We start from the raw sequence: 20,327 nt of genomic DNA, 5'->3' as shown, positions 1-20,327 counted from the left end.
CCGGGCAACCGGATGCTGCCAACAAGGATAGTCGCCCATTGGGGCGACCCGCTCTATTTGCGGCGCTCGTGGGCTTAAGAAATTGTGTGGAGGAAATTGGCATGGCGAAAATCTCTAAAGTTTGCGTCGGTGAATCCCTGGTCGGTGATGGCAACGAAGTTGCCCACATCGACCTTTTGATCGGACCTCGCGGAAGTGCCGTCGAAACGGCGTTCTGCAACGCGCTCACCAACAACAAGGACGGCTTTACGACCCTGCTGGCGGTGATCGCGCCCAATCTGCCCTGCAAGCCCAACACGGTGATGTTCAACAAGGTGACCATCAAGGGCGCCAAGCAGGCGGTCCAGATGTTCGGCCCCGCCCAGCACGCCGTTGCGAAAGCGGTGCAGGATTCGGTCGCCGACGGAATCATCCCCGCCAATGAGGCCGACGACCTGTTCCTCTGCGTGGGCGTCTTCATCCACTGGGATGCCGCCGACGACGCCAAGATCCAGCAGTACAACTACCAGGCGACCAAGGAAGCGATCCAGCGCGCCGTCGAGGGCAAGCCGACCGCTGCCGAAGTCACCGCTCAGCGTGACAGCGCGAAGCATCCATTTGCGGCCTAGACAAGAAACAGCCCCGCACAGGCGACACCCCCGGCAGAGCAGGCGGGTCTGCTGCGCCGGCTGAAAGACATCCTGGGCCTCTGATTTTGGTGGTACCGGAGCGCTTGTAGGCTCTTCGGATATGACGGCACGGCTTATGCGCCGAGCATCGCCAGTTGCTCGGGCGTGATCGTTCCGTCATGAAGCGATGTCGCCACTAGCGCGCCGGCGATTCCGAGTTCGAATAGCGCGCGGAGATCCGCCTCGTTGCGGACTCCGCCGGCGGCGAAGACTGCCCGGTCTCCGGCCTTTTCCTTCACTTCGCCAAGCCTTTCGAGGTCGGGTCCCGCGCCCGATCCGACCTTCGCCAGGGTCATGACGACGACCCGTTCCGGCCAGAGATCGGGTGAATCGAGGAGCGATGCTGGTCCGCGGAAACCATCGGCGAAGAAATCCAGCGATAGGATCTGTCGCGGACGGCCGCGAAACTGCTGCAGCACCGATAAGTCCGGCTGCGACTCGCTGCCGATCACCGCGTGCACCAGCGGGTCCTTCAGCGTCTCCGTAAGCGTGTTGTCGTCCTTGATCCCGGCATCGATCCAGAGTTCCGGGGGCGGCTGCATCGTTGCGAGCGCCGAGATGGCGGTCCGGTTCGGCGCCTCGCCCGCGATTGCGTCGAGATCGGCGACATAGAACGTTGGAAAAGGATTGAGCGAACGAAGTCCGGCAGCGACCGCGACCGGATCTGCGCTCGAGGCAAGCGGTGTGACAATCGGCCTGTAGTTGTCGCGATCGCCTCTCTGCGCGCGCACCACAGCCCCTTGCTTCAGATCGAGAACCGGTATGATGAGCACGAGACAACCTCCATTCGCGAAATGATGAGAGCCTGAAAGCGTGCCGAAAGAAAAGCAGATCGTAGCCGGGTTCGACGTCGGCGGAGCGCACCTAAAAGTCGTCCGGGCACAAGACGGCCGTATCGTTGCGGCCTCGACCGTGGCGATGCCGCTGTGGCAGGGGCTGGACAGGCTCACCACGGCGCTTCGGGAGTGCGAGCCGCTCTACACCGGCGCCGATCTCTGCGCCTTCACCATGACCGGGGAGCTCTCCGACATCTTTCCTTCGCGCGAGGAGGGGGTAACGGCGCTGCTCGCCCGCATTTCGGAGCATTTCTCGACGAGCGAGAAGCTCATCTATGCCGGCCGAAAGGGCTTCGTCGGCCTCGATAAGGCGCTCAAACTGCCGATGGAGGTCGCATCCGCGAACTGGCACGCGACGGCCGCACTTGTGGCAGCGGAACTAGCCGACGCCCTGTTCGTCGACATGGGCTCGACGACCACCGACATCCTTGCCGTCAAGGACGGCGGCATCGCCTTCGAGGGCTACAGCGATGCCGAGCGGCTGCTCACCGGCGAACTCGTCTACACCGGTTTTACGCGTACCTTCCTGTTCGGCGTCGCATCCTCTGCGCCGGTTCGAGGCCGGCTGACGCCGGTGATGAACGAGTATTTTGCCTCGATTGCCGATGTGCATCGCATCCTGCGCGTACTTGACGAAGCCGACGACAAGCACGCGACGGCCGACGGCCGCGAGAAGACGGTGAAGGCCTCGATTACCCGCATGGCGCGGCTGATTGGCCGCGATGCGGCCGAGTTATCGCCGCGCGAATGGCGCGACGTCGCCCGCTGGTTCAGCGAACAGCAGCTCAGGACGGTTCACGATGCCGCGGTACGGGTAGGAGGGCGCCTTGCCGAGGACGTGCCCATCGTCGGTGCCGGAAGCGGCCGATGGCAGATCAGGAGGCTGGCGGAACGCATGGACCGGCGCTTCATCGATTTTGCGCAACTGATCCCAGCGGAGGACGAAGTGCGCACCGATGCCAGCAGCGCCGGCCCGGCGAGTGCCGTGGCGCTGTTGGCGGGGCGAGGGCAGCAGCGGAATGCGTTATTCCCGACCTCGTGAATGAGCGGAGCGAATGGAGAGTGTCGGGAATCCATGCCTCTCCCGTGCAACTTGCGGGACGCCCGAGATTTTCCCGCCATTTCTGGGAATGTTCTGGGATGGCTTTGGTTTCTCCGAGTCCGAGACCTGGATTCCCGACAGTCTCCGCTCGCTGCGCTCACTCACGACGTCGGGAATGACGGCGCCGTGGTTGCCTACTCTCGCCCAGCGTCCACCCCGCCAAAATGCTCGCTGACGCGCTGTATCAGCCAGCCCCACGCTTCCTTCTCTTCCGGCCCCGCGGTTTTCTCTATGGCGATGGTGAGATAGGCGATCTCGGCCTCGATCTTCTCGCGCGGCAGCATATCGAGCCGGCTGACGAGGATGGCCAGTTCCAGTACCGCCGCCTTGGCCCGGTTCATGCCGGTGAAGGGAGCGTGCGTCGTCTCGGACACCACTCGACAGAAATGGCGGGGCCGCAAGACGTCTTCATCGACCCGCTGCACCTCGAGCACGGAATGCGCGAGCGCGGCCTCCAGCCGCGGCACCGGACAGTTTGGGACAGCGACGGTCGGCCAATCGCGGCGGCCGGTGAGGCAGCCCGCGAAGATGCGCGCATCGTCCGTGTAGTTGGCGACCGCAAACGGGACTTCCGTCAGATTGTCGAGGGTCACAGACGGGCGGAACGGCGCGATGACCCAGCCGTCTCCTTCGGCGATGATGCCGAGCGGCGCGATATGGACCTGGCCGTTTCGGTCGACGGTGGTGATGATCGTCTCGCGAATGTAAGGCATGGCTTATTTTTCCTGCTTGGCTCGCAAGGTGTGTCCCGCTTCCGCGAGCCGCGTCCGGTCCTCTTCCGGCGCAGGGGCCGCGACGCCCCAGGCGAGCGGCTCGTCCTGGGAGTAGCGCTTGCCCAGCCGCCAGGCGATCTCCGCCTTCATCAGCTCGGCGCCGAGATAGAAGGCGTGCGCCCCGTCATTCTCCACTCCGAGGCCGGGAAAGAGAGCGAAGGCATCCTGCGCCACGGCGTGGCCCTTGGCGTTGAAGATGTGGATGCCGTCGGGCGCGGTCATGATGCGGAAGTTGGCGTCGCGCACCTCGCCCGCAAGCGCCGCGATATCCTCGATCGAGGCGGGATAAGGCTTTCGGTCGTGAACCTGCAAGAGCCCGGGATGGTAGCTGCGCGGCAGCGCGCTGTCGGCGCGCGCGGCGAACATGATGCGGCGTGCCAGATCGTGCTCCTCGACGGTGCGAACCGTATGAGGGCTGACGTTTACGACCAGTACGTTTCGGATCTCGAGTTCGGAACAGAGGCCGGCGAGCACGGACGTGACCCCGGAACTGTCGGCGTCGGTAAGTTCGGTCAGGTTGCCCGTGCCCATCAGCAGTTCGACCTCCGGCCAACGCCGGCGCGCCTCGATGTAGCGGCCGAGCGACTGCGCGAAGCCGAAATGGATCGGGTCAAGGACCGGGTCGGCGATGAAGGTAATTCCCGCCCTTTGCGCCGCCTCGATGGCGCGCCCGAGCGAATCGAGATCGCCGGGCGAGGAGGGGATCAGCACCGGGACGGCGCCATGTTCCAGCGCGAGCCTCAGAGTGTGCTCGGTCAGGCTGAGCAGGTAATCGGCGCCGGCCTCGGCGCCGGTCCGCAGTTCCTCGGTCGACGCAGAATCGACGCTCACGCGAAGCCCTTCCGCCTTGAGCGCGCGGACCGCATCGCCCAGCAGTGGAAACGGGGTTTCCGGCAGACAGCCGATGTCGATTACGTCAGCCCCCGCCGCCGAGAGGTCTTTCGCACGCGCGACGAGCGCGTCGATGGAGAGCGTCGGCGCCTCGACGATCTCGGCGAAGATGCGCAGGTCGTGGTGACTGAGGTCGACAGGCACGCCGCCGTGCCCGAGGAAGGCAGGGAGGTCCGCGACCTCGTCCGGACCGCGCTGGAAGGGGACGCCGAAATGGCTCGCAAGCCGCTCAAGATCGCCGCGGTATCGACCGGGAAGGATCACGCGGTCGGCGCCTTCCGGCAGTTTCAGCCGTCGCTTGATGATCTCCTCGGTCATCAGGGCCGCGACCTTCACGCCGATGTTGACGATCTCGAAGCTGAATTCCGGATCGGTGAGGCCGGCGAGGATTTTTTCCAGCCGCGCCCTGGCCAGGTGCCCGGTGAGGAAGACGAGCCGCTCAGCCATGGCGGCGCCGGGGCAGGGCTATCGGATATGGGCGCCTTGACTGACGCATCAGGGAAGCTCCGACTGCCGCAGGCGGATCGCAGCTTTCAGTTGCCCAAGGTTTCACCATGGCCTGAGCATTAGCCGCTTTTCAGCGCCGGCGCATCCTGATGGAAGATGCGGATGCCCGGGAGTTGGCCTGATGCGAGGAGTTTGGCCGCGCTGGCCGCATGCAGCGGTCCGGCCAGATAGAGTTCGACATTCCCCGGTAGCATCGAGGGAAGGGCCGCGTCGATGATGCCCCTGGCCGAGAGGGTCTCCAGACTGTCCTGCGCGCTGAAATCGTCCGTCTGCTTGATCAGGAGCAGCGTGTCGGCTCCGGTCCGGCCGGCAAGCCAGGCCGCAAGCGAATCCGATGTGACGTCCCAAGATTCGCGGATATTGGGCGCCTGCAGCGCGAGTTGCGACGGCAGCCAGACCGGTATGGTTGCGCCAGCGAACGCTCTTTCGATATCGGTGAGCGAGCGCACGGCACGAAAGTTCGCGCTTCGCTCCAATATGAGCTGCGCGAACTGCTCCATAGCCAGGATCGCCATCGCGTGAGCGGCCTTTTCGGAAAAGCCCAGGCGCTTCTGGTCATCGCGCACGTGGTCTGCGAAAGGACCGCCGCCCGGCACGATGATCAGCGGCGGATCGGATTTCTCGAGCGTGTCGCACCACCGAGCCAGTTCGGCGCTATCGGCCGTGCTGCCGCCCAGTTTTGCGACGCCTCGCCTCACGTCGAGGCGCCCTTCTTGCCGGAGCCGGGAAACTCGGGCCCGGCGCTTGCCGCGGCCGGCGGGCGCGCATGTGAAGACTGCTGCTTTGCGCGCTTGCGCTCGATCTCGACGCCGACGCCGCCCGGCCCGAGTTCCAGCTTCTCCACCCGCACCGTGACGCGCATCACGCGCGGGTCTTCCAGGACATGCGCGGCGACCTGCTCGGCAAGCGTCTCGCTGAGCTCGACGTGCCCGTGCGACACGATTGTCCTGATACCGTCCATGATCAGGTCGTAGGAAACGACATGGCGCATGTCCTCGGGCGCGTTGGTCACCCGTAGCACATCCGCTGTGACGTCGAAGCGGACCCTCTGCGTGTGACCGTGCTCGAAGCTGTAGGCGCCGATATGCACGGGAAGAACGAAGTCGCGAACGAAGATCTTGTCGGTTCCTAGCCCCGAATCGGCCCCCGGCGAATAGCCGCGGGCGGCAAGCAGCCGGTAGTCGACGGTTGCCGATCGTCCCGCCGGCCGCTCCTCCGGGATCAGCGCGCGGATATGCCGAACCGCTTCCTCGCTAACCCCTGCCGTACGGTCGGAATGATCGCAAAGAGCCCCCCGGAAGCCCAGATAATCCGGATGGAACGGCAAGAGCCGTGGGATGTCGGGGGCTTCGAGCGACCCCGCCAGGCCGGTCTTCAGTCCCAGCGCCCTTGCGGCCTCAATGAAGGCCGGGATGCGCTCGGGCGGGAGATGCTGGAGCAGCCTGCCCCCGGTCTTGTCGGCGGTGTCCATCATGACGCCGTGAAATCCGCTCGCGGCAAATGCCTGCAGCAGGCCGAGGTCGGGCGCGAGGTCCGCGAAGAGGACCGCGATCAGCTTCGACCGCCTCGCCAGAGAGGTCACGGCCTCGGCGCACGCACGTGCGTCCGCGGACGGAAAGAAGCCGATCTTCACGTAATCGACCTTGGTCGAGGCGATCTCCTCCGCCTGCCGGGCGATGATCTCCGGCACCATCGGCAGGTCGCCGCAGACAGCGCTGGTCGCAGCGCGACTCGCCACCGCGGCCACCACCTGGCCTATGACCGCAGGTTCGACCGCGCCGAGCGCGCCGGCCTTCGGGTCCTTGAGGTCGACGATGTCGGCGCCGCCCGAAAGGGCGATTTCAGCCTCGGCGGCGTCGGCGACGCTGGCCAGCATTTTGGTCATTGGGCAATTTTCTCCAGGCGGGGAGCCAGCATGCGGCGATAGAGGTAATCGACCGCCCTTGTCCAGGATTCGTCGGTGTTGCCACGCATATCGACAACAGCGCTGGAGAGCGGATTGCCCGTGGCCGCGTCATAGACGCGAACGTTCATGCTCAGCACGAGTTCCGAAACCCTGTAAACCGTGCCGGTTACGGCATAGTCTGCACCGGCCTTTTGGGCCAGGTCGGCGGCACAGGCAGTGCACGAGTCCAGGTTGAGGGCGGCCGCTTTCGCGGCGACGGCTTTCATGTCCGCGACGGCATAGCCCGATTGGGCGAAGTGGTCCCGCAACCGATCCGTCACGAGGCGAATACGCTGCTGCTCGGCCTCCAGCTTCTGCGGTGCACCCGGAACGAGATCGCCATGCCGCAGCTCGAACTGGAAAACGGCAGCCTTTCCCCCCGCTTGCGCAGCGGCGCTCATGCAGATGCACGCCGCACAAGTTGCAGTGAGAAGGGTGGTGATGGGGGTTGCCATCGATGACGGCTTCGGTAAGGTCACGTCGGCACCGTTCGTTGTTGAATAACTCGCCCCCTGTTCGGGAGGAAGGGTTCGTTTTGGCAATGACGAGGGAGAGCACGGTGCCCAATACTCTCGCGGCTTTCATCGGTCTTTTTTTGGTGGGCGTCAACGCCTCCGCCGTGCTCGCACAGGAACCGGCACCGCAGCCCAAGGTTGAGGCCGCCAAGCCTGCCAAGCAGGTCACCGAGATCCGCATCGGCTATCTGCGCGCCTACGAGCCGCAACTCGCGCTGTCGGTGCTTGATATCCCGCCGCGCGACGACGGCGTTGCCGGGGCGAATGTCGCTATCGCCGACAACAACACGACGGGCAGCTTCCTCGGCCAAAAATTCACGCTCGAGGCCACGGAGGTGAAGCCGGACGCCGACGTGGTTCCGGCCTTCAAGGAGATGGTCGCCCGCGGCGACCGCCAGGTGCTGACAGACTTGTCCGCCAAGCAGCTTCTGTCGATCGCCGACATCGCCCGCGACAATGGCGTGCTGCTCTTCAATGTAGGCGCGGCCGACGATGCCTTGCGCGAGGAGGAGTGCCGCATCAACGTCTTCCACATCGCGCCGACGCGCTCCATGCTGGCGGACGGGCTGGTGCAGTATTTCGTCTGGAAGCAATGGCGCAAATGGGTGCTGATCTACGGCTCGCATGAGCGGGACAAGCTATTCGCCGATGCGCTGCGGCGCGCGGCGGAGCGCTTCGGCGGCGAGATCGTGGCGGAGAAGATGTTCGAGGACACCGGCACCGCCCGCCGCACCGACACCGGCGTGGTGCAGATCCAGCGGCAGATGCCCGTCTTCATGCAGGATCTTCCCGATCACGACGTCGTGCTGGTCGCCGATGAGAGCGAGGTTTTCGGGACCTATGTGCCCTTCCACACCTGGATTCCGCGGCCCGTCGCGGGCACCGCCGGGCTCGTCCCGTTGGCCTGGCACCCGGCCAGCGAGCAATGGGGCGGCAGCCAGATCCAGAACCGCTTCGCCAAGGCCTCAGGCCGGCGCATGCTATCGAAGGACATGTCGGCTTGGACGGCGGTGCGGATCGTCGGCGAGGCGGCAACGCGCACCGGCGGGGCAGACCCTCAGAAGATCGAGGCCTTCATCCGCGCCGACGATTTCTCGATCGCCGCCTTCAAGGGCCAGAAGCTCACCTTCCGCAAATGGAATCAGCAGTTGAGGCAGCCGATCTTCCTGGGCGACGGCCGCTCGGTGGTTTCGACATCCCCGCAGGAAGGCTTTTTGCACCAGGTGTCCGAACTCGACACGCTCGGCATCGACCAGCCGGAGACCAAGTGCCAGCTGAAATGAATGGGAGGAGTTTGATGCGTCTGTCTATCCTCGCTGCCGGCGTCGCAGCCAGCCTGGCGCTCGCCGCCATGCCGGCACGCGCGTACACTGTTTACGTCTCTAACGAGAAGGACAACACCATTACGGTAGTCGATTCCTCGACCATGCAGGTGGTCAAGACTGTCAATGTCGGGCAGCGGCCTCGTGGCATCACCATCTCCAACGACGGCAAGTTCATCTATCTCTGCGCCAGCGACTCCGACACCATCGAGGTGATCGACACCTCTACCCTTGAAGTCGTCGGCTCGCTTCCGTCCGGCCCTGACCCCGAACTCTTCGTGCTCTCGCCGGACGGCAAGACGCTCTACGTCGCCAATGAGGACGACAATCTGGTCACTGTGATCGATCTCGAGACCAAGAGCGTCGTCACCGAGATCCCGGTCGGCGTGGAGCCGGAGGGGATGGGCGTCAGCCCTGACGGCAAGACGCTGGTCAACACGTCCGAGACGACGAACATGGCCCATTTCATCGATACCGCTACGCACGAGATCACCGACAACGTGCTGGTCGACGCACGGCCCCGCTTCGCCCAGTTCAAACCGGACGGCTCGGAGGTCTGGGTGAGCTCCGAGGTCGGCGGGACGGTGTCCGTCATCGACAACGCGACGCGCCAGGTGAAGAAGAAGATCACCTTCGCGATACCCGGCCTGCGCTCGGAGGCGATCCAGCCGGTTGGCATACGGATCACCGCAGACGGCAAGAAGGCATATGTGGCGCTCGGCCCTGCCAACCACGTCGCCGTCATCGATACCGCGACCTACGAGGTCCAGAAATACATTCTGGTCGGCCAGCGCGTCTGGCAACTCGCCTTCACGCCCGACCAGAAGACGATCATCTCGACCAACGGCGTCTCCAACGACATCACGTTCATTGATGTCGCGACCGACGAGCCGGTGCAGTCTGTGACCGTCGGCGCCCTGCCGTGGGGCGTGGTCGTGTCGCCGAACTGAGCTCTTTCAGAAGACTGTTCTCAAGGGAGGAAGGATTGAGGAGATTTCGGACGATCGGTTTTGCCATCCTGGCCGGCATTGCGCTGGGTCACACGCCCGCTCTGGCGCAGGACGATGACGATGAAGCTGCGGCCGCGCCCGCCGCCCAGGCCGAGAAGGTCACCCGCAGCAGCAAGAACCTGCCGGAGTTGATCCTTGGCACGAAAGAGGATCAGTTCGCGGTCAACCAGAAGGATTTCGAGCTGATCGCCGGCCAGGGCTACCGCTGGAAGATCACGGCGAAAGGCGGGCTGGAATACAAGTTCGCCACCGATCTCTTCCGCAACGTCTGGATGAACCAGATCGTCATCGACCGCCTCGAGGTGCACATGAACGGCGCCCCGGCCTGGCTCGAATTCGATTCCGACGGGACCATCCGGGTCGAGTTCACCACGGTCCGGCCAGGAATCTACACTTGGTCGGTGCCCGATCTCGCCGAGAAGGGCATGAAGGGAACGATCACGATCAAGTAGAATATGCCCTACGTTGGAAGGAATGCTGCGTTTGCAAGGGAAGGCGACATGCAGCACGTAGATTCACGCAAGGATGCAGGTGCGATCCCCGCCCTCGACGTCTCGCACGTCAGCCACTCCTATGGCCGCAAGCGGGCGCTGAACGATGTCTCCTTCTCGATCGCGCCGGGCACTTTCGCTGTGCTCCTTGGCCTCAACGGCGCGGGAAAGACCACGCTGTTCTCGCTGATCAGCCACCTCTACGACACCCGCCACGGCTCGATCCGCATCTTCGGCTACGACATCAGCCGCGCGCCCGGCGAAGCGCTGCGGCGACTCGGCATCGTCTTCCAAGCCCGCACGCTCGATCTCGACCTCAGCGTCTACCAGAACCTTTCCTACCACGCCTCGCTGCATGGCATCGGCTCGACCGAGGCGCGGCGGCGCATCGACGAGGTGCTTGCTGCCGTCGACATGTCGGGCCGCCTGCACGACAAGGCGCGCAGCCTGTCCGGCGGCCAGATGCGGCGCATCGAGATCGCCCGCGCGCTGCTGCACCGCCCGCCGCTGCTGCTCCTAGACGAGGCGACGGTCGGGCTGGATGTGAAATCTCGGGCGGGCATCCTTGCCGACATCCGCCGGCTGGTCGCCACCGAAGGCATCAGCGCCTTCTGGGCGACGCATCTGATTGACGAGGTAGACCCGAGCGATCACGTCGTCGTGCTTGCTGATGGCAATCTGGTGGCGGACGCCAGGGTCGCCGAGGTGATCCGCCTCACCGGAACCATGAGCATAGGCGAGGCCTTCTCCAGACTGAGCGCGGCAGCGGCGGAGTCCGTGCCATGAACATCCGGCCGAGTGACACGATTACCGCGGCGACGGCCGCAAAACCGGCCCCTCGCTTCGGCATCGGCAACTATCTGGTCTGCCTCAAGGGCATACTGATCCGCGAGGGGCTGCGCTTCGTCAATCAGCGCGAGCGCTTCATCTCGTCCCTGGTCCGGCCGCTGCTCTGGCTCTTCATCTTCGCCGCCGGGTTCCGTCAGGTGCTCGGCGTTTCCATCATCCCGCCCTACAAGACCTACGTTCTCTACGAGGTCTACATCACACCCGGGCTGTGCGGCATGATCCTGCTCTTCAGCGGCATGCAGTCCTCGCTCTCGATGGTCTACGACCGCGAGATGGGCAACATGCGCACGCTGCTGGTCAGCCCGTTCCCGCGCTGGTTCCTGCTGGTATCGAAGCTGCTCGCCGGCGTCGCCGTATCTCTGGCACAGGTCTACGTCTTTCTCGCCGTGGCCTGGTTTTGGAACGTCAAGGCGCCGCCTTACGGCTACCTCATGGTTCTGCCTGCACTCTTCCTGGCCGGGCTGATGCTCGGCGCGCTGGGGCTGCTGCTCTCCTCCGTCATCAAGCAACTGGAGAATTTCGCGGGGGTGATGAACTTCGTGATCTTCCCGATGTATTTCGCATCCTCGGCGCTCTATCCGCTATGGCGCGTCCAGGAGGCCAGCCCCTTGCTCTACAAGATCTGCCTGGCGAACCCCTTCACCTATGCGGTGGAGCTCATTCGCTTTGCCTTCTACGGAAAGATCGAATGGACATCGCTGGCCGTCGTAGTTGCCTTCACGGCCATTTTCCTTGCCGGTGCCATCCTCGCCTACGATCCATCGCGAGGGCTGATGACCCGGAAGCAGGACACGGGAGGGAACGGGTGATGGGGTTGTTGAGCATATTTTCGGCTAATGGCCCAACTCCTCGCCGCAGAAACCCCAAAGCGGGCTCTGGCGCCGAACCTTGTGACACGAGATGGGCGCTCCTCGCCATCCCGATTGCTTTAGCTTTGCCCGCCCCCGCATTCGCCGCCCAGAGCCACGATCCGGACTGGCCTTGCGTCCAGAGGAAGGTGCCCGAGCTTTCCTTCCCGCAGATATGGACCGGCCCTGAGCTGCCGGAATCCGCCAAGGACTGGTCCAAGGACAAACAGATAGAAGCGCTGGTCACGGAAGTCTCGGCGCGGCGCATGCCGATCGAGGAGGCCGGGAAGCGCATCCGCGACTTCGCGGCCGGCCTGCCGCGAGAAGAAGCGAAAACACGGCTGCCGATGCTGGTGGAGGGGCTGTTCGAACGCATGAACGCCGAGCGCTCCCAGGTGATCACGGGCATCGGCCGATATGCGAGGAAGCAGCTCGAACTCGCCTCGAGCCTGCGCGACGAACAGCATCAACTCGATCTACTGCGTGGGAAGCCGGAAGCCGACCAGAACCAACTCGCAGCCAAGACCGACCAACTCACCTGGGAAACGCGCATCTTCGAGGAGCGCGCGCAGTCACTCACCTATGTCTGTGAGGTGCCGACGATCATCGAGCAGCGGCTTTATGCCTTGGTCAAGACGGTGGCGGAGGTGATGAAAACGGCAGTCGGCAGTCGGCAATAGGCAGTCGGGAAAACTACTCATCACTTGAGATCAGGTTACTGTCCCCCGACTGCCTATTGCCGACTGCCGATCCATTCTCCGGATAAAGCCTGCCGAAATGCGGCAGATGGCTCGCGCCCTTACGCATCAGGAAATCATGGAACGTCGCCATCGCCGGCGAGATCGCCCGGTCGGTGCGCATGACCCCGAACCATTGCCGGCGGATCGGCATGCCGACCACGTCCAGCACTGCCAGCCGGCCCGACTCCACCTCCGAGGCGATGGTGTGCGCCGATATGAAGGCGATGCCGAGCCCTGCCATCACCGCCTGCTTGATCGTCTCGTTCGATCCCATCTCGACCCCGAGGTCGTCCAGGCGCCCTGGCACATCGGAGAGGAAGATCTCCAGCGAGATCCGGGTTCCGGAGCCCGGCTCGCGGATCAGGAAGTGCTCCGCCGCGATCTCTTCCTTTGAGATGTCGCGCCGTTTCGCCAGCGGGTGGTCGGGTGCGGCGACGATGACGAGCGGATGATCGCCGAAGGCCGAGGCGCGCACCGGAACGTCACGCGGCGGCCGCCCCATCAGCGCAATGTCGAGGTCGTGGTTGCGGAGGCTGGCGATCGTCTCGGCCCTGTTGCCGACCAGCAGGCGCATCTCGATGTCCGGGTATTCCTTGATGAAGGCCGCCATCAGGCGCGGCGCGAAGTATTTCGCCGTCGACACGACGCCCAGCCGCAGGCTGCCGCTGCGCACCCCTTTGATGGCGTCGATCTGGTCTCGAAGCATGCGCAGCCGCTGCTCGATCGCCTGCGCGGCGTCTAGGACGGCAAGACCTGCGGCAGTCGGACGCATGCCGTCTGCGGTGCGGTCGAACAGCGTCAACCCGAGCGTCTCCTCGGCCTGCTTGAGCTGGATGGTGACGGCCGGGCCGGTGAGGTTCAACTGCTTGGCGGCATTCACGATCTTGCCGCTGGTGGCGATCGTCTCGACGGCTCGGAGCTGGCGCAGGGTGAGATTGAGCATGATATAACGATAAGAGATTTTTATCGGGGGCGTAAAGCTATTCAAGTTTACTAATCGATCCAGCCATGGCCTCCTTCTGCCGAACAGCGCCATTCAAGGGGCGAGGGAGGAGCACATGCCTGCGGCCACCCTGGACGCGTTTCTGAATTCATACGCGGTCGGCGACGACCAGCAGCGCACGAACATCGCTGCCGCTGTCCGGCAACTGGCTCAGGCGGCGGTGAAGGTCCGCCACGCGATCAACCAGGGCGCGCTCGGCACCGCCTTCGCACGCGCCCGCGGCACCAACGCCGATGGCGACGTCCAGAAGGATCTCGACGTCTTTGCCGACGACATTTTTCTCGACGCGATGCGCCATGCGCCGGTTGCGCTGTACGCCTCGGAAGAACTCGACCAGCCGGTGCTGCTCGATCCGACCGCCAGAATAGCCGTCGCCATCGACCCCCTGGACGGCTCGTCCAATATCGATACCAACGTCTCGCTCGGCACCATCTTCTCTTTCCTCCCGCTGACTGGCGCGCCGGATGCAGATCCGGCCGCCTCCTTTTTCCAGCCGGGAGCCAACCAACTCGGCGCCGGCTTCTTCATCTACGGCCCACAGCTGGCGCTGGTGCTCTCGCTCGGCAGCGGCACGCACATTTTCGTGCTTTCGACACGCTTGGGAACCTTCGTCCAAGCTTATGAGAGCCGCATCATCCCGCCGCGCACCCAGGAATTCGCGATCAACGCCGCCAACTACCGGCACTGGGACGAGGCTGTCAGGCTCTATATCGACGACTGCCTGAAGGGTAGCGAAGGTCCGCGCGAGAGAGACTTCAACATGCGCTGGATCGCTTCGCTTGCGGCCGACTGCTACCGCATCCTGATCCGCGGTGGCGTGTTCCTCTATCCAGGCGATGCGCGCCGCGGCTATCACCAGGGCCGGCTGCGGCTCGTCTACGAGGCGAACCCGATCGCCTATCTGGTGGAGCAGGCCGGCGGCTCGGCCACCGACGCCGTCGACCGGATCCTGGAGATCGAGCCCGAGCATCTGCACCAGCGCACGCCGGTGGTGTTCGGCTCCGCCCGCGAGGTGGCGCGCATCGCGCGTTACCATACCGCGCCGAGCGCGATCGGCGAACGCGCGCCGCTGTTTGGCACCCGCGGCCTGTTCCGGGCGTGAGAGGGAGGACGCGATGTCTGTGAGGCATCCGATCATATCGATCACCGGCTCCTCCGGCGCAGGCACGACCTCGGTGAAGCAAATCTTCGAGCAGATCTTTCGGCGCGAGAAGATCGAGGCTGCGTTCATAGAGGGTGATGCCTTCCACCGCTACGACCGCCTGGCCATGAAGGCGAAGGTCGCGGAGGAGGAGCAGCGGGGCAATCCGAACTTCACCCACTTCCACGCGGAGGCCAACGAACTCCCCATCCTCGAATCCGTGTTCGAGGAGTATGGCCGCCGCGGAACGGGAAGGACTCGCACCTATGTCCATGACGAGGAGGAGGCGAAGCTCTATGGCACGCCGGCCGGCAGCTTCACGCCGTGGCGCGAGTTCGCCCCGAGCGACCTGCTCTTCTACGAGGGCCTGCACGGTTGCGCCGTACATGGCGACGTGAACCTCGCCAAGCATGCAGACCTGAAGATCGGCGTCGTGCCAGTCATCAATCTGGAGTGGATCCAGAAGATCCATCGCGATCGGGCAACGCGAGGCTATTCGACGGAGGCGGTCGTCGACGTGATCCTGCGGCGCATGCCGGACTATGTCCGCTACATCGTCCCGCAATTCTCGCTGACCAACATCAATTTTCAGCGGGTGCCCATCGTCGATACCTCAAACCCCTTCATCGCGCGCTGGATCCCCACGCCGGACGAGTCGATGCTGGTCATCCGCTTCGCCAATCCGCGCGGCATCGATTTCCCTTACCTGCTGTCGATGATCCACGACTCCTTCATGTCGCGGGCGAACTCGATCGTCGTGCCCGGCAACAAGCTCGACCTCGCCATGCAACTCATCCTGACGCCGCTGATCCTGCAACTCATCGAGCGCCGGAACCGGGCGATGTGAGGGGGCGAATTCTGTTCATGAATTTGTACTGACCTGACGAAAGGACCAGCGATGGAAACCAAGTCCGAAACCGTCACCGGAGCCGAGCGCTACAGGGCGGGCGTGATGCAGTACAAGAAGATGGGCTACTGGGAGCCCGACTACGAGCCGAAGGACACGGACGTCATCGCCGTGTTCCGCATCACGCCGCAGGATGGCGTCGACCCGGTCGAAGCGGCGGCGGCGGTGGCGGGCGAATCCTCCACCGCGACGTGGACCGTGGTCTGGACCGACCGGCTGACCGCCTGCGAGAAATATCGCGCGAAGGCCTACCGCGTCGACCCTGTGCCGAACGCGCCTGGCCAGCACTTCGCTTACATCGCTTACGATCTCGACCTGTTCGAGCCGGGCTCGATCGCCAACCTCTCGGCCTCGATCATCGGCAACGTGTTCGGCTTCAAGCCGCTGAAGGCGCTTCGGCTCGAGGACATGCGCTTCCCCGTCGCCTATGTGAAGACATTCCAGGGGCCGGCCACCGGCATCGTCGTCGAGCGCGAGCGGCTCGACAAGTTCGGCCGGCCGCTACTCGGCGCGACCGTCAAGCCGAAGCTCGGCCTCTCCGGCCGCAACTACGGCCGCGTCGTCTACGAGGCGCTGAAGGGCGGGCTCGACTTCACCAAGGACGACGAGAACATCAACTCGCAGCCCTTCATGCATTGGCGCGATCGCTTCCTCTACTGCATGGAGGCAGTCAACAAGGCGCAGGCTGAGACCGGCGAGATCAAGGGCACCTATCTCAACGTCACCGCCGCGACCATGGAGGACATGTACGAGCGCGCCGAGTTCGCCCGGGATCTGGGCTCGGTGATCGTCATGATCGACCTCGTCATCGGCTACACGGCGATCCAGTCGATGGCGAAGTGGGCGCGCCGGAACGACATGATCCTGCACCTGCACCGCGCCGGCCATTCCACCTACACGCGCCAAAAGAGCCACGGCGTCTCGTTCCGGGTTATCGCCAAATGGATGCGGCTCGCCGGCGTCGATCACATCCATGCCGGGACGGTAGTCGGCAAGCTGGAGGGCGATCCGGCGACGACCAAGGGCTACTACGACGTGTGCCGCGAGGAGTTCAATCCGATGCGGCTGGAGAACGGCATCTTCTTCGACCAGCACTGGGCCTCGCTCAACAAGCTGATGCCGGTGGCGTCGGGCGGCATCCACGCCGGCCAGATGCACCAGTTGCTCGACCTGCTCGGCGAGGACGTCGTGCTGCAGTTCGGCGGCGGCACCATCGGCCATCCGATGGGCATCGCAGCCGGCGCGACGGCGAACCGGGTGGCGCTGGAGGCCATGATCCTCGCCCGCAACGAGGGCCGCGATTACGTGCGCGAAGGGCCGGAGATACTCGAGGCTGCGGCTAGGCACTGCCTGCCGCTCAAACAGGCTCTGGAGGTCTGGAAGGACGTGACCTTCAACTACGCCTCGACCGACTCGCCCGACTTCGTCCCGCTGCCGACGGCGGCGGAGTAGCGCGCTTACCCTCCCCCTTGAGGGAGGGTCGATCCGCGAAGCGGATCGGGGAGGGGTCCTTGCGGCAGAGCTCTGCGATCATAACGAGCTGCGGCCGGCCGAACCGACCCCTCACCGGCTCTCGAACTCCGCTTCGCTCCGTTCGTTCGCCGACCCTCCCCTCAAGGGGAGGGAACAGATAGGAGCACAACATGCGCATCACCCAGGGAGCTTTTTCCTTCCTCCCCGACCTCACCGACGACCAGATTCGCGCCCAGGTCCAATACTGCATCGACAATGGCTGGGCGGTGAGCCTGGAGTTCACCGACGACCCGCACCCGCGAAACACCTATTGGGACATGTGGGGCCATCCGATGTTCGACAATCCGGACGCGGCGGCGCTGATGATGGATCTTGCGGAATGCCGCAAGATCTACGGCGACCGCCACATCCGGGTCGTCGCCTTTGATTCATCGCACGGCTGGGAGTCGGTGAAACTATCCTTCATCGTCAACCGTCCGGCGGAGGAGCCCGGCTTCCGCCTGGAGCGCCAGGAGATCGCCGGCCGCAGCATCCGCTACACGACAAAGTCTTACGCCGCCGACAGGCCGGCGGGGGAGAGATACGGGTAGCAGAGAAACCCCTCACCGACCCTTCGGGCCACCTCTCCCCGCTGGGGAGGTGGCGAGCGTAGCGAGCCGGTGAGGGGAACCGAATCGGAGAATTCAACATGTCTTCAACCGCCGAGGCTATTGTCAAACCTGCCGGTACACCCCCCGCCGTCGACCTGCGCGAAGAGTTCGAAACCTCCGGCGTCAGGGAGGTATTGGCCGAGCTCGACCGCGACCTGATCGGGCTGGCTCCAGTGAAGAAGCGCATCCGCGAGACGGCTGCCCTGCTTCTGGTGGAGCGGGCCCGCAAAAGCATGGGACTCGCCCAGGAGACGCCGACGCTGCACATGAGTTTTACGGGCAATCCCGGCACCGGAAAAACCACCGTGGCGCTGAGGATGGCCGACCTGCTGCACCGCCTCGGCTACATCCGAAAAGGCCATCTGGTTTCCGTCACCCGCGACGACCTCGTCGGCCAATACATCGGCCACACCGCCCCAAAAACCAAGGAGGTGCTGAAGCGGGCGATGGGCGGCGTGCTCTTCATCGACGAGGCCTACTATCTCTACCGGCCGGAGAACGAGCGCGACTACGGCCAGGAGGCGATCGAAATCCTGCTGCAGGTGATGGAGAACCAGCGCGACGACCTCGTCGTCATCCTGGCCGGCTATTCGGAGCGCATGGACCGCTTCTTTCAGAGCAATCCGGGTTTTCGCTCGCGCATCGCCCACCACATCGACTTCCCGGACTATACGGACGAGGAACTGCTGAAGATCGCCGAGACGATGCTCGCCCACCAGCACTATGTTCTGGACGAGGAGGCGCTGACCGTCATGCGCGACTACATCGCAAAGCGTCGGGGGCAGCCGCATTTTGCCAATGCGCGCTCCATCCGCAACGCGCTGGACCGCGCGCGGCTGCGGCAGGCGAACCGGCTGTTCGAGACCTCCAAAGGCCCGCTGGACGCGACCGCACTTTCCACCATCAGCGCCGAGGACATCATGGCGAGCCGGGTGTTCTCGATTGCGGCAAAGGCGGCGCGCGCCGAGCAGTAGGAACCGTTCGTGACCGTCTCTGGAATCCGCCCGCCAAAAGCCATCCTTTTCGATCTCGACGGGACCCTGATCGATTCAGCCCCCGACATAACCGCGGCCGTGAACGAATTGCTGGCGATCTATGGGCTCCCGCCCCTTTCGCTGCCGCAAGTGACGGCGATGATCGGCCGGGGCGTGCGTGTTCTGATCGACGAGGCCTTTGCCGCATCCGGAATGGCCCTCGACGGCGCTGCGCTGGACAAGGCCGAGCGCGTCATGGCGCCCATCTATCTCCGGCATCTCACCGGGCGGACCCGGCTGATGCCGGGCGCCTCCGAAGCGATCGCCGAACTTCATGCGGAGGGCATCGCGATGGCGGTCGTGACCAACAAGCCGGAACGCGCCGCGCGCGAAGTCCTGTCGCACTTCGGCTTGGTGGAGCGGATGGGCGCGGTGGTCGGGGGCGATGCCGTCTCACGCAAGAAGCCGGCGCCGGACGGCTTGTTCATGGCGCTCGAGCGGCTGGGCCACCGAGCGATCGACACAGTGATGGTGGGCGACAGCGGCACCGACGTCACCGCGGCCCGGGCCGCAGGGATGCCGGTCGTCCTGGTGCGGGGCGGCTACACGCGCGTTCCGTTGGAGGAGTTGGGCGCCGACCTGGTTTGCGACAGTCTTCACGATCTGCCGCATGCCCTGAACGCGCTCAACCTCGCTTGAGTGCCGTCCCCCCGGGACTATCCCACCCTTGCGGGGCTTACATGTGCTGCTTCAGGTAGGCGATCACGTTGGCGATCTCGTCGTCCTTCTTCAGACCGGGGAAGGCCATCTTGTTGCCGGGTATAAAGGCTTTCGGATCCTTGAGGTAGGAGGTGATGTTGGCTTCGTCCCAGACGATCCCCTTTTGGCCGGCTTCCTGCATCGCGGTCGAATATTTGAAGCCTTCGTGAGTTCCGGCCTTCCGGCCCACGACGCCCTTCAGCGATGGGCCCACCTTGTTCTTGTCGACATCGGCCTCGTGACACGCCTTGCAGCGAGCGAAGATCTTTTCACCTGCCGCGGCGTCCTGCGCCTGGGCATGCGCCGTCACAAGCAGAAGGGTGGACGTGGCTACGAACGCTACGGCGAAACGCATGATATTTCCTCCAGACCTCGACGTGCCCTCGACGACTAGGCCGACAGGAGGCTGAACCGCCGGTGTCGGACCGTTCCCTTCGGGGCAGCGGTGTGACCCGCTCTGCCCCTGCTCAATTGCGGGGCTTGCCAGCAAAATGCTAGGCCGAGCATCTACAAAGTCAACCGTACATAGGTTCAGTCTTCGGGCCCCGGTGCATCCCGCGAAAGTGGGCATTGTTGACGCTCACGCGGTGAGCGCGTAGCCTTTCCCTGCTTTCTGTCGTGGGCGCCTCCAGGAAGCGGGAGAACGGCCGCCCGGCCTCGATGCCGGATGGCGGCGAGCGCGTGCCGCGCGGGAGGCGTCCATGGGTCTTATCGACCTTGTGCTTACGGTCTGTCTGCTCTCCAATCCGAGCACTTGTCACGACGAGCATCTCTATTTCCAGCGCGCGGGCCTCGTGCAATGCGCATTGCAGGGGCCGCCGGAGATCGCGAGATGGACATTGGACCATCCGAAGTACCGGGTCACGCGGTGGAAATGCGTGGTGCCCCAAAGGGGCCGGCATATCTGAGGCGTGAAGGCGGGG

23 protein-coding genes are annotated in these 20,327 nt (G+C 64.3%); 15 read left to right on the top strand and 8 right to left on the bottom strand.

Annotation, left to right across the window (positions count from 1 at the left end; all coding sequences use genetic code 11):
- Window positions 1-101: 101 nt before the first annotated feature.
- The gene (gene fae, locus HUI96_RS06995) at window positions 102-608 is read left to right on the top strand and encodes a formaldehyde-activating enzyme (RefSeq protein WP_188253930.1); all 507 of its coding nucleotides are present in this window, start codon (window positions 102-104) and stop codon (window positions 606-608) included.
- Window positions 609-742: 134 nt separating this feature from the next.
- Here fae and HUI96_RS06990 read toward each other — a convergent pair whose 3' ends face one another.
- Window positions 743-1,441, bottom strand: coding sequence for a HisA/HisF-related TIM barrel protein (locus tag HUI96_RS06990; protein WP_188253929.1), 699 nt, complete (start codon window positions 1,439-1,441; stop codon window positions 743-745).
- 40 nt (window positions 1,442-1,481) lie between these two features.
- Here HUI96_RS06990 and HUI96_RS06985 point away from each other — a divergent pair, with 40 nt between their 5' ends.
- The gene (locus HUI96_RS06985; protein ID WP_188253928.1) at window positions 1,482-2,546 is read left to right on the top strand and encodes a hydantoinase/oxoprolinase family protein; all 1,065 of its coding nucleotides are present in this window, start codon (window positions 1,482-1,484) and stop codon (window positions 2,544-2,546) included.
- A gap of 194 nt (window positions 2,547-2,740) precedes the next feature.
- Here HUI96_RS06985 and HUI96_RS06980 read toward each other — a convergent pair whose 3' ends face one another.
- The 5 genes from HUI96_RS06980 to HUI96_RS06960 all read right to left on the bottom strand — a co-directional run bounded on the left by HUI96_RS06980 (window position 2,741) and on the right by HUI96_RS06960 (window position 7,123).
- The gene (locus HUI96_RS06980; RefSeq protein WP_188253927.1) at window positions 2,741-3,319 is read right to left on the bottom strand and encodes a DUF447 domain-containing protein; all 579 of its coding nucleotides are present in this window, start codon (window positions 3,317-3,319) and stop codon (window positions 2,741-2,743) included.
- A gap of 3 nt (window positions 3,320-3,322) precedes the next feature.
- A complete protein-coding gene (locus tag HUI96_RS06975) occupies window positions 3,323-4,717 on the bottom strand; it encodes a DUF6513 domain-containing protein (protein ID WP_188253926.1) in 1,395 nt (464 codons plus the stop codon).
- Between the two features lie 119 nt (window positions 4,718-4,836).
- Window positions 4,837-5,475, bottom strand: coding sequence for a dihydroneopterin aldolase (locus HUI96_RS06970; protein ID WP_188253925.1), 639 nt, complete (start codon window positions 5,473-5,475; stop codon window positions 4,837-4,839).
- The gene (locus HUI96_RS06965; protein ID WP_188253924.1) at window positions 5,472-6,662 is read right to left on the bottom strand and encodes a (5-formylfuran-3-yl)methyl phosphate synthase; all 1,191 of its coding nucleotides are present in this window, start codon (window positions 6,660-6,662) and stop codon (window positions 5,472-5,474) included. Before HUI96_RS06965 ends, HUI96_RS06970 begins: the two co-directional genes overlap by 4 nt.
- Entirely contained in the window at window positions 6,659-7,123 is a 465-nt protein-coding gene (locus HUI96_RS06960; protein WP_188253923.1) for a DUF3280 domain-containing protein, read from the bottom strand. Before HUI96_RS06960 ends, HUI96_RS06965 begins: the two co-directional genes overlap by 4 nt.
- A 140-nt stretch (window positions 7,124-7,263) precedes the next feature.
- Between HUI96_RS06960 and HUI96_RS06955 the strand changes: the two genes are divergently transcribed.
- The 6 genes from HUI96_RS06955 to HUI96_RS06930 all read left to right on the top strand — a co-directional run bounded on the left by HUI96_RS06955 (window position 7,264) and on the right by HUI96_RS06930 (window position 12,437).
- Complete coding sequence (locus HUI96_RS06955; protein ID WP_188253922.1) at window positions 7,264-8,520, top strand: ABC transporter substrate-binding protein; 1,257 nt, start codon at window positions 7,264-7,266, stop codon at window positions 8,518-8,520.
- Window positions 8,521-8,534: 14 nt separating this feature from the next.
- Window positions 8,535-9,509: a YVTN family beta-propeller repeat protein gene (locus tag HUI96_RS06950; RefSeq protein ID WP_188253921.1), complete on the top strand. Its 975-nt coding sequence runs from the start codon at window positions 8,535-8,537 to the stop codon at window positions 9,507-9,509.
- 35 nt (window positions 9,510-9,544) lie between these two features.
- Window positions 9,545-10,021 carry a hypothetical protein gene (locus HUI96_RS06945; RefSeq protein WP_188253920.1) on the top strand — a complete coding sequence of 159 codons (477 nt, stop codon included), beginning with the start codon at window positions 9,545-9,547 and terminating at the stop codon, window positions 10,019-10,021.
- 48 nt (window positions 10,022-10,069) lie between these two features.
- Window positions 10,070-10,846 (top strand): ATP-binding cassette domain-containing protein, encoded by a 777-nt coding sequence (locus HUI96_RS06940; protein WP_188253919.1) that lies wholly within the window; start codon window positions 10,070-10,072, stop codon window positions 10,844-10,846.
- Complete coding sequence (locus tag HUI96_RS06935) at window positions 10,843-11,718, top strand: ABC transporter permease (RefSeq protein ID WP_188253918.1); 876 nt, start codon at window positions 10,843-10,845, stop codon at window positions 11,716-11,718. Before HUI96_RS06940 ends, HUI96_RS06935 begins: the two co-directional genes overlap by 4 nt.
- A gap of 188 nt (window positions 11,719-11,906) precedes the next feature.
- Window positions 11,907-12,437 carry a hypothetical protein gene (locus tag HUI96_RS06930; RefSeq protein ID WP_337918017.1) on the top strand — a complete coding sequence of 177 codons (531 nt, stop codon included), beginning with the start codon at window positions 11,907-11,909 and terminating at the stop codon, window positions 12,435-12,437.
- 13 nt (window positions 12,438-12,450) lie between these two features.
- Here the strand turns inward: HUI96_RS06930 and HUI96_RS06925 are convergent, their stop codons facing one another.
- Window positions 12,451-13,440, bottom strand: a complete 990-nt coding sequence (locus tag HUI96_RS06925) for a LysR family transcriptional regulator (protein WP_188253917.1) — start codon at window positions 13,438-13,440, stop codon at window positions 12,451-12,453.
- A 115-nt stretch (window positions 13,441-13,555) separates the two neighbouring features.
- Here HUI96_RS06925 and HUI96_RS06920 point away from each other — a divergent pair, with 115 nt between their 5' ends.
- The 6 genes from HUI96_RS06920 (at window position 13,556) to gph (ending at window position 19,344) form a co-directional block, all read left to right on the top strand.
- Window positions 13,556-14,602, top strand: coding sequence for a class 1 fructose-bisphosphatase (locus HUI96_RS06920; protein WP_188253916.1), 1,047 nt, complete (start codon window positions 13,556-13,558; stop codon window positions 14,600-14,602).
- Between the two features lie 13 nt (window positions 14,603-14,615).
- Window positions 14,616-15,488, top strand: a complete 873-nt coding sequence (locus HUI96_RS06915) for a phosphoribulokinase (RefSeq protein WP_188253915.1) — start codon at window positions 14,616-14,618, stop codon at window positions 15,486-15,488.
- A 51-nt stretch (window positions 15,489-15,539) separates the two neighbouring features.
- Window positions 15,540-17,000 carry a form I ribulose bisphosphate carboxylase large subunit gene (locus HUI96_RS06910; protein ID WP_188253914.1) on the top strand — a complete coding sequence of 487 codons (1,461 nt, stop codon included), beginning with the start codon at window positions 15,540-15,542 and terminating at the stop codon, window positions 16,998-17,000.
- 191 nt (window positions 17,001-17,191) lie between these two features.
- Complete coding sequence (locus tag HUI96_RS06905; RefSeq protein WP_188253913.1) at window positions 17,192-17,611, top strand: ribulose bisphosphate carboxylase small subunit; 420 nt, start codon at window positions 17,192-17,194, stop codon at window positions 17,609-17,611.
- A gap of 98 nt (window positions 17,612-17,709) precedes the next feature.
- The gene (gene cbbX / locus HUI96_RS06900) at window positions 17,710-18,645 is read left to right on the top strand and encodes a CbbX protein (protein ID WP_188253912.1); all 936 of its coding nucleotides are present in this window, start codon (window positions 17,710-17,712) and stop codon (window positions 18,643-18,645) included.
- Window positions 18,646-18,654: 9 nt separating this feature from the next.
- Window positions 18,655-19,344, top strand: coding sequence for a phosphoglycolate phosphatase (gph, locus tag HUI96_RS06895; protein WP_188253911.1), 690 nt, complete (start codon window positions 18,655-18,657; stop codon window positions 19,342-19,344).
- 37 nt (window positions 19,345-19,381) lie between these two features.
- Here the strand turns inward: gph and HUI96_RS06890 are convergent, their stop codons facing one another.
- Entirely contained in the window at window positions 19,382-19,759 is a 378-nt protein-coding gene (locus tag HUI96_RS06890) for a c-type cytochrome (RefSeq protein WP_188253910.1), read from the bottom strand.
- A 346-nt stretch (window positions 19,760-20,105) separates the two neighbouring features.
- Between HUI96_RS06890 and HUI96_RS06885 the strand changes: the two genes are divergently transcribed.
- Window positions 20,106-20,312, top strand: a complete 207-nt coding sequence (locus HUI96_RS06885) for a hypothetical protein (RefSeq protein WP_188253909.1) — start codon at window positions 20,106-20,108, stop codon at window positions 20,310-20,312.
- The last annotated feature ends 15 nt before the right edge of the window (window positions 20,313-20,327 follow it).

Source organism: Pseudaminobacter soli (ex Zhang et al. 2022), assembly GCF_014595955.1.
Classification (GTDB): domain Bacteria; phylum Pseudomonadota; class Alphaproteobacteria; order Rhizobiales; family Rhizobiaceae; genus Kumtagia; species Kumtagia pseudosoli.
This window is presented reverse-complemented; position numbering and strand designations above follow the sequence as displayed.

Coding starts and splice junctions, on each gene's coding strand:
- fae (WP_188253930.1), top strand. CDS start 102: ATGGCGAAAATCTCTAAAGTTTGCGTCGGTGAATCCCTGGTCGGTGAT.
- HUI96_RS06980 (WP_188253927.1), bottom strand. CDS start 3,319: ATGCCTTACATTCGCGAGACGATCATCACCACCGTCGACCGAAACGGC.
- HUI96_RS06975 (WP_188253926.1), bottom strand. CDS start 4,717: ATGGCTGAGCGGCTCGTCTTCCTCACCGGGCACCTGGCCAGGGCGCGG.
- HUI96_RS06965 (WP_188253924.1), bottom strand. CDS start 6,662: ATGACCAAAATGCTGGCCAGCGTCGCCGACGCCGCCGAGGCTGAAATC.
- HUI96_RS06960 (WP_188253923.1), bottom strand. CDS start 7,123: ATGAGCGCCGCTGCGCAAGCGGGGGGAAAGGCTGCCGTTTTCCAGTTC.
- HUI96_RS06955 (WP_188253922.1), top strand. CDS start 7,264: ATGACGAGGGAGAGCACGGTGCCCAATACTCTCGCGGCTTTCATCGGT.
- HUI96_RS06950 (WP_188253921.1), top strand. CDS start 8,535: ATGCGTCTGTCTATCCTCGCTGCCGGCGTCGCAGCCAGCCTGGCGCTC.
- HUI96_RS06940 (WP_188253919.1), top strand. CDS start 10,070: ATGCAGCACGTAGATTCACGCAAGGATGCAGGTGCGATCCCCGCCCTC.
- HUI96_RS06935 (WP_188253918.1), top strand. CDS start 10,843: ATGAACATCCGGCCGAGTGACACGATTACCGCGGCGACGGCCGCAAAA.
- HUI96_RS06925 (WP_188253917.1), bottom strand. CDS start 13,440: ATGCTCAATCTCACCCTGCGCCAGCTCCGAGCCGTCGAGACGATCGCC.
- HUI96_RS06920 (WP_188253916.1), top strand. CDS start 13,556: ATGCCTGCGGCCACCCTGGACGCGTTTCTGAATTCATACGCGGTCGGC.
- HUI96_RS06915 (WP_188253915.1), top strand. CDS start 14,616: ATGTCTGTGAGGCATCCGATCATATCGATCACCGGCTCCTCCGGCGCA.
- HUI96_RS06910 (WP_188253914.1), top strand. CDS start 15,540: ATGGAAACCAAGTCCGAAACCGTCACCGGAGCCGAGCGCTACAGGGCG.
- HUI96_RS06905 (WP_188253913.1), top strand. CDS start 17,192: ATGCGCATCACCCAGGGAGCTTTTTCCTTCCTCCCCGACCTCACCGAC.
- cbbX (WP_188253912.1), top strand. CDS start 17,710: ATGTCTTCAACCGCCGAGGCTATTGTCAAACCTGCCGGTACACCCCCC.
- HUI96_RS06890 (WP_188253910.1), bottom strand. CDS start 19,759: ATGCGTTTCGCCGTAGCGTTCGTAGCCACGTCCACCCTTCTGCTTGTG.
- HUI96_RS06885 (WP_188253909.1), top strand. CDS start 20,106: ATGGGTCTTATCGACCTTGTGCTTACGGTCTGTCTGCTCTCCAATCCG.